Raw genomic sequence first — 6,740 nt, forward strand, 5'->3', positions numbered from 1 at the left:
CTCAGATCGACCGCAGCACCCGCACGCGGTCGGCGACGGCGCGCCGGGCCACGTCGGAGGTGAAGGCGATCGAGTCGAACTCGTGCGGGGCTCCGGGGTGCAGGTGGAACTCCACCGGCACGCCCGCGCGGCTCAGCGTCGTCGCGTAGGCGAGGTCCTCGTCGCGGAAGACGTCGAGCTGGCCCACCTCGATGTAGGCGGGCGGCAGGCCGGTCGCGTCCGCGATCCGGGCGGGCGCCGCCGTGGCCGGGACGTCGGGCCCTCCGGCGGCCTCGCCGAGCAGCGCGGGCCACGCGGTGCGGCTGTCGTCGTAGGACCACAGCAGGTAGGGCTCGATGTGCGGGTCGGGCGTGGTGGTGCGGTCGTCGAGCATCGGCATGACCAGGATCTGCCTGGCGATCCCCGGACCGCCGCGGTCGCGGGCGAGGATCGACAGCGCCGCCGCGATGCCACCCCCGGCGCTGTCGCCCATCACGCCGATCCGGTCGCGGTCGAGGCCCCACTCCGGAGCCCGCTCGTGCAGCCAGCGCAGCGCCGCGTAGGCGTCCTCCAGCGGCGTCGGGAAGGGGTGCTCGGGCGCGCGGCGGTACTCCACCGACAGCATCGGCACCCCGCTGGCGGACACGTACCGGGAGACCGGCCCGTCGAACAGGTCGACGTGGCCGAAGATGTAGCCGCCACCGTGGAAGAACAGCACGGCGGGTCCCGGCGCCGCCCCCTCCTTGGCGTACCAGCGCACCGTGATCCGCGCGCCGTCGTCGGTCGTCACGCGGTGGTCGCCGCGGGTGACGTCGGCCGGGATCGGCTGGGCCGTCCCCGCCGCGCCGATGATCGGCTCCCACAGCGCGCGCCGCGCCGCGACGTCACCCACGGCGGGCGGGACGGCCTCGGCCATCGCGCCGGCCATCGGGGCCAGCGCCCGCGCGATCTCGGGGTCCAAGCTGAGTGGCACGATCACTGCCCTTCGGGATCGGACGGGGTGTCAGGCACCGGGAACGAGGACGACGACCTTGCCCGGCAGGCCGCCCGCGGCGGCCTCGGCGTGCAGGGCGGGCAGCTCGGCCAGCGGGACCCGGCGGGCGATCTCGACCCGCAGCTCGCCGCCGTCGACCAGCGCCACCAGCCGCGCGAGCTGCTCCGCGTCGCCGCGGACGAACAGGTTGACCCCGCGCACGCCGCGCCCCTCGTCCGTCGGCGCGGGCATCCACACGGTCGTGTTCACCACGACGCCGCCGGGACGGACCAGGTCGGTCAGCGCGGCCAGGCGCTCCGGGTCGACCGGGGCGAGGTTGAGCACGACGTCGACCGGCTCGGTCACCGCCGCGGTCACCTCGACGGAGGTGTGGTCGACGACCTCGTCGGCACCGGCGTCCTTGACCGCCGCGGCACTGCGCGGACTGGCGGTGGCGACCACGTGCGCCCCGGCCCACCGGGCCAGCTGCACGGCGTAGCCGCCGACCGCGCCACCGGCGCCGTTGACCAGCACCCGCTGCCCGGCCTCCAGCCCGCCGTGGTCGAACAGCGCCTGCCACGCGGTCAGCCCGACCAGCGGCAGCGCGGCGGCGTCGGCCAGCGGGAGGTCGCGGGGGGCGGCCGTGAGCAGGTCGGCCCCCATCAGGACGTACTCGGCCGCCGCGCCGTCCTCCACCATCGGCAGGAACCCGACGACCGGCGCACCGATCTCCAGGCCGGTCACGCCCTCGCCCAGCGCGTCGACCGCGCCCGCCACGTCGCGGCCGGGGGTGTGCGGCAGCGCCACCGGCATCGGGCCGCGCATGCCGCCCGCGCGGACACCGGCGTCGATGGGGTTGAACGACGTCGCGGCGACGCGGACGCGGACCTGACCCGCGCCGGGGGTGGGCTGGTCGACGTCCTCGTAGCGCAGGACCTCGGGATCACCGAAGTCGTGGAAGCGCACTGCCTTCATCAGGGGGTTCACCTTCGTTCGAGAAGTGGTGTCGTGCGGCAGGCTCCCGGTCCTCGACGCGGGTGAGCGGTCACCGGTGACGACCGGCGACCCCGGCACCGCGGCCGTCAGCGGCGAGGGCGGAGGACGGAGCTGGTGCCGCCCATCCTGCGGCGCGGCGCTGCCCGGTCTCCACGTCCCGCGGTGCCCACCGGTGTCCGACGGGGTCCACCGGCGCGTCCCATGGCCTACGTTCGGTCATCGAGGCGGAGGCCGGGTCGGAGGAGGGGAACGCGGAGTGGGTGCGACGGGACTGGCGGACAGGCTGGCCGCAGCGCGAGCGGGCGCGCTGGTGGGCCGGGGGTCGGAGCGCGCGGTGCTCGACCGGATGCTCTCGGGAGCGGCGGACGCCCCGCTCGTGGCGTACCTGCACGGTCCCGGCGGCATCGGCAAGTCCTCGCTGCTGCGCCACGCCGCCCGGCGGGCGGAGACCGCGGGCCGCCGCGTGGTGCACGTCGACGCGCGGTTCCTCGACGCGGACCCCCGCCGCATCGAGGAGGCCGCCGCGCTGGCGTGCGTCGAGCCGGGCACGGTGCTCCTCGTCGACTCCTTCGAGCACTGCCAGCCGCTCGAACCGTGGCTGCGCGACACGTTCCTGCTGCGGCTCGCCGAGGGCGCGCTCGTCGTGCTGGCGAGCCGGGTCGCCCCCGATCCGGAGTGGTCGCTCGATCCGGGGTGGACGGAGCTGTTCGCCGAGCTGGTCGTGCGTCCGCTCGACGCAGCCCAGTCCGACGCCCTGCTCGCGGCCCGCGGTGTCGCCGAGGAGCGGCGCCCCGCCATCGTCGCCTTCGCCGGGGGCAGCCCGCTCGCGCTCTCGCTCGCCGCGTCCGTCCCCGCGGCGGCGCTGGGCGCGAGTCCACTGTGGAAGCCCACCGGCGACGTGCTGACCACCCTGGTGGAGCGGCTCGTGGGCGAACTGCCGAGCACCGCCCACCGACGTGCCCTCGAGGTCGTGGCGCAGGCGTACGTGACGCGGGAATCCCTGCTGCGCGCGGTGCTGGGCGACGAGGACACCGCGACGGTGTTCCCCTGGCTGCGCCAGCTGCCCTACATCGAGGCCACGCCCGAGGGGCTGCACCCCCACGACGCGGTGCGGGCCACGCTCGCGGCCGACCTGCGCTGGCGGGACCCCGAGCGCTACGAGGACGTGCGCGTGGGGGTCTCGGTCGCGTGCCTGCGCGCGGTGCGCGGCGCCTCGGAGGACGACGCGCTGCCGCGCGTCGCGGAGTGGATGTTCCTCTTCCGCGACCAGGGCACCCCGGACGACCTGTACGACTGGCGGGCCCACCCCCACGTCGAGGACACGCCGCTGAGGCCCGACGACGTGCCCGACGTGCTGCGCATGGCGGAGGACGCGGAGGGCTCCGCGTCCGCGAGGGCGGTCGCGCACTGGGTGCGCCGCCAGCCGCGGGGCTTCCGCGTCTACCGCTACTCGGGCTCCTCCGCACCCGTCGCGTTCATGGCCGTCCTGCGGTTGGAGGCACCGCTGCCCGAGGACCTGGCCGAGGACCCGCTGATCGCGTCGCTGTGGGACTTCGTGGAGTCGGTCGCCCCGCTGGGTCGGGGTGAGCACCTGGGCATCCGCCGCTTCGCCGTGCAGCCCGGCCTGCACCAGCGGCCCTCCCCCCTCATGGACCTCGTCAGCAGGCGCACGATCGCGGACGAGATGAGGACCCGCGGTCGCGCGGTGACCTTCACCGTCTTCGAGGACGCCGAGCGCTGGAGGGACTACCTGGCCAAGGCCGGGCTGCTGGAGGTCGTGGCGGTGGACGTCGACGGGCGCGAGCAGCACGTCTTCGGTCGCGACTGGCGGCGGCAACCCGTGGAGGAGTGGGTGGAGCACCGGGCCCGCGCGGTGGCCGAGCCCGTGGCCGGGTGGCCGGGAACGCCTGCTCCCGGTGGCGCGGCCGACGACCTGCCGCGGGCCGTGTTCGAGGAGGGCGTGGTCGAGGCGCTGCGCACGTGGCGGGCTCCTCGGGAGTTCGCGACCAGCGTCCTGCTGCGCTCGCGCCTCGTGCCCGGGGGGTCGGCCGATCCCGTGGCGGACCTGCGCGGAGCCGTCACCGCCGCCCTGGACGCGCTCCAGGTCGACCCCGCGGGCGTGAAGGCGCACGAGGTGCTGACCGCCACCTACCTCTCGGTGGCGCGCACCCACCGGGCGACCGCCCGACGGCTGGGCGTGCCCTACGGCACCTACCGGCGCCACCTCGCGGCGGCCAAGGAGCGGCTCGTCGAGCAGCTGCTGGGCCACGGGGCCGCGGGGTGAGGCCCCGTCAGGACCTGTCGACCGCGGCCGACAGGTTGGCCTCGACCGCGGCGAGCGCGTCCAGCAGGGGCGCCAGCGTGGTCGGGGGCAGGTCGCCGACGGTCGCCGCCTCCAGGTCGCGCCACATCCGTTCGATCCTCGCCCGCACCGCGTCGCCCGCCGAGGTGGAGGACACCAGGGTGGCGCGGCCGTCGTTCGGGTCGGGTGCCCGCTCGACCAGGCCCGCCTTCTCCAGTCGCTGCACCATCCTCGTGATGGTCGCCGAGTCGGAGTCCAGCACCGCGATCAGCTCCGTCTGGCGCACCGGACCGGAGTCCCACAGGTGCATGAGGAGCAGTTCCTGGCCGCGGTGCAGGCCGAGGTCGCGCAGGAGGTGACCCGCCAGCATCCGGTGCAGCCGGACCACGCGGAACAGCGCGTGGCTGACGGGTCCGCGCCGAGCGGCGCCGGGGACCTTCCGCGCACCTCGTTCTCGTTCTCGTTCTCGTGGCACGGGTCCATGCTCCCCGTCCTCTCGGGCGGGAGCGACCTCGCCCCGGTGGTCCAGCTCACAACCGGCCTCGGAATTCTGCGGCAACTTACCTGTTTAACTAGGTAAGTTGCCGCACGGGCGCGGCGACACCACCGAGGAGTGCTTCATGAGCGACAAGAAGATCATCGCCGTGCTGGGGTCGACCGGTGCGCAGGGCGGCGGTCTGGTCAGGGCCGTCCTGGACGCCCCCGACGGCCCGTTCGCCGTCCGCGCCATCACCAGGGACGCGAGTTCGGCGAAGGCCCGCGCGCTGGCCGACCTGGGCGCCGAGGTCGTGGAGGCGACCCTGGAGGACGAGGGCTCGCTCCGGGCCGCGTTCGAGGGCGCCCACGGCGTCTACGTGGTGACCAACTTCTGGGAGTCCATGTCCGCGGACGTCGAGCTGGCGCAGGCGGCGACGGCCGCGCGCGCCGCGAAGGCCGCCGGTGTCGCCCACGTCGTCTGGTCGACCCTGGAGGACACGCGCGAGGTCATCCCGGTGTCCGACCCGAGGGTCCCGGTGCTCCAGGAGCGCTACACCGTCCCGCACTTCGACGCCAAGGCCGAGGCGGACGCGTTCTTCCGCGACTCGGGCGTCCCCACCACCTACCTGAGGACCACCTTCTACTGGGACGGGTTCACCCAGGGCTTCGGCCCCTCGCGCGGCGAGGACGGACGGCTCGTGCTCACGCTGCCGATGGGCGAGGCCAGGCTGGCGGGCATCGCGGCGGAGGACATCGGCCGCACCGCGTACGGCGTGTTCGCCGCGGGCGACGAGTACGCGGGCAAGACCGTGAGCATCGCGGGCGAACACCTGACCGGCGCCGAGTACGCCGCCGCGTTCGCCGACGCGCTGGGCGAACCGGTCGACTACCGACCGCTCGGGCACGACCTGTTCCGCTCGCTCGGACTGCCCGCGGGCGACGAGATCGGCAACATGTTCCAGTTCTACGTGGAGGGTGAGCGCGACTTCGTCGGTTCCCGCGACGTGGCCGCGACCCGCGCGCTCAACCCGCGGCTCCAGGACTTCCGCGGCTGGCTGAGCGAGCACGTGGACGCGGTCAGGCCCGCGTGACGCGGCGGGCGCGGGTCCGCCGTGCCGCGGCACGGCGGACCCGCTGACGGTTCGTCGAGCGGTGCCCGTCCTCAGATGCCGCAGCTGGGCGCGGACCAGAACTGGCCCGACCTCAACGCGGTGTGGACGTGGTCGTCGTGGCCCGCGTAGCCGGGGCCGAGGATCTCGGTGAAGCCGTGGTTGCGGGCCTGCTTGGCGAGCGCGCAGAAGCCCTGCACGCCCGCGCCGAGGTCGGCCGCGTCGCCGTACATGTGGCGACTGGTCGCCGAGCCGCCCACCGCGCTGTTGCAGGACACGCTGCGGAAGCCGCCGTTGACCGTCAGGGGCCGGTCGCCGAGCGCGTGGCGCAGCGCCTCCAGCTTCCACATGGTGACGAGCGCGTTGGCCCTGGCCTGCGTGGCCGACACCTTGCCGCCGGACCAGTCGGAGTTGCAGCGGTTCAGCTCGCCGTAGGTGAAGTGGACGGGCGTGCAGTCGTCGTCCTGGAGCGCGTAGAGCTTGCTGAACGTGGCCGGGCCCGCGACACCGTCGGCCGCGAGGCCGTAGGCCTGCTGGAACCGGACGACAGCGGACCGCGTCGCCGCGCCGAACTGGCCGTCGAGGCCGATCACCGCGCCGTAGCCGGGGTATCCGGACACGCGGATCTGGAGCTGGCGCACGTCTTCGCCGCTCGCGCCCTGGGAGAGCGAACGGTTCCAGGTGTAGCACCCGTCCATGGCGTGGACGTCGTCCTGCGTCACGGGTCCGGGGTCGGCGGTCGCCGTCCCGGTGAGGGTGAGGAAGCTCGCGAGCAGCACGAGCAGGATCCTTCGCACCATTGTGGAACACCTTTCGGGGCAGGGGTGAAGGTGACCTCCCGGAGGGTGTCGGAGGGGTCCGGGCCGGGTCAATGGATCGCGGAACGACACTTCGGCCGAAGTGC

Annotated in this window: 6 protein-coding genes; 2 read left to right on the forward strand and 4 right to left on the reverse strand. The window is 74.6% G+C overall.

The window, feature by feature from the left end; genetic code table 11:
* Window position 1 precedes the first annotated feature (1 nt).
* The gene (locus tag VFZ92_RS21220) at window positions 2-952 is read right to left on the reverse strand and encodes an alpha/beta hydrolase (protein WP_330877741.1); all 951 of its coding nucleotides are present in this window, start codon (window positions 950-952) and stop codon (window positions 2-4) included.
* 30 nt (window positions 953-982) lie between these two features.
* Window positions 983-1,927 carry an NADP-dependent oxidoreductase gene (locus VFZ92_RS21225; RefSeq protein ID WP_330877742.1) on the reverse strand — a complete coding sequence of 315 codons (945 nt, stop codon included), beginning with the start codon at window positions 1,925-1,927 and terminating at the stop codon, window positions 983-985.
* Between the two features lie 277 nt (window positions 1,928-2,204).
* On the opposite strand from VFZ92_RS21225, the gene VFZ92_RS21230 reads away from it, so the two are divergent.
* Window positions 2,205-4,232 (forward strand): ATP-binding protein, encoded by a 2,028-nt coding sequence (locus VFZ92_RS21230; RefSeq protein WP_330877743.1) that lies wholly within the window; start codon window positions 2,205-2,207, stop codon window positions 4,230-4,232.
* A 7-nt stretch (window positions 4,233-4,239) separates the two neighbouring features.
* Here VFZ92_RS21230 and VFZ92_RS21235 read toward each other — a convergent pair whose 3' ends face one another.
* A complete protein-coding gene (locus tag VFZ92_RS21235) occupies window positions 4,240-4,725 on the reverse strand; it encodes a MarR family winged helix-turn-helix transcriptional regulator (RefSeq protein ID WP_330877744.1) in 486 nt (161 codons plus the stop codon).
* Window positions 4,726-4,870: 145 nt separating this feature from the next.
* On the opposite strand from VFZ92_RS21235, the gene VFZ92_RS21240 reads away from it, so the two are divergent.
* Entirely contained in the window at window positions 4,871-5,818 is a 948-nt protein-coding gene (locus VFZ92_RS21240) for an NmrA/HSCARG family protein (RefSeq protein WP_330877745.1), read from the forward strand.
* Between the two features lie 71 nt (window positions 5,819-5,889).
* On the opposite strand, the gene VFZ92_RS21245 is transcribed toward VFZ92_RS21240, so the two are convergent.
* Complete coding sequence (locus VFZ92_RS21245) at window positions 5,890-6,636, reverse strand: D-Ala-D-Ala carboxypeptidase family metallohydrolase (protein WP_330877746.1); 747 nt, start codon at window positions 6,634-6,636, stop codon at window positions 5,890-5,892.
* Window positions 6,637-6,740 lie beyond the last annotated feature (104 nt).

This window comes from Umezawaea sp. (genome assembly GCF_036375055.1).
Lineage (GTDB): Bacteria > Actinomycetota > Actinomycetes > Mycobacteriales > Pseudonocardiaceae > Umezawaea.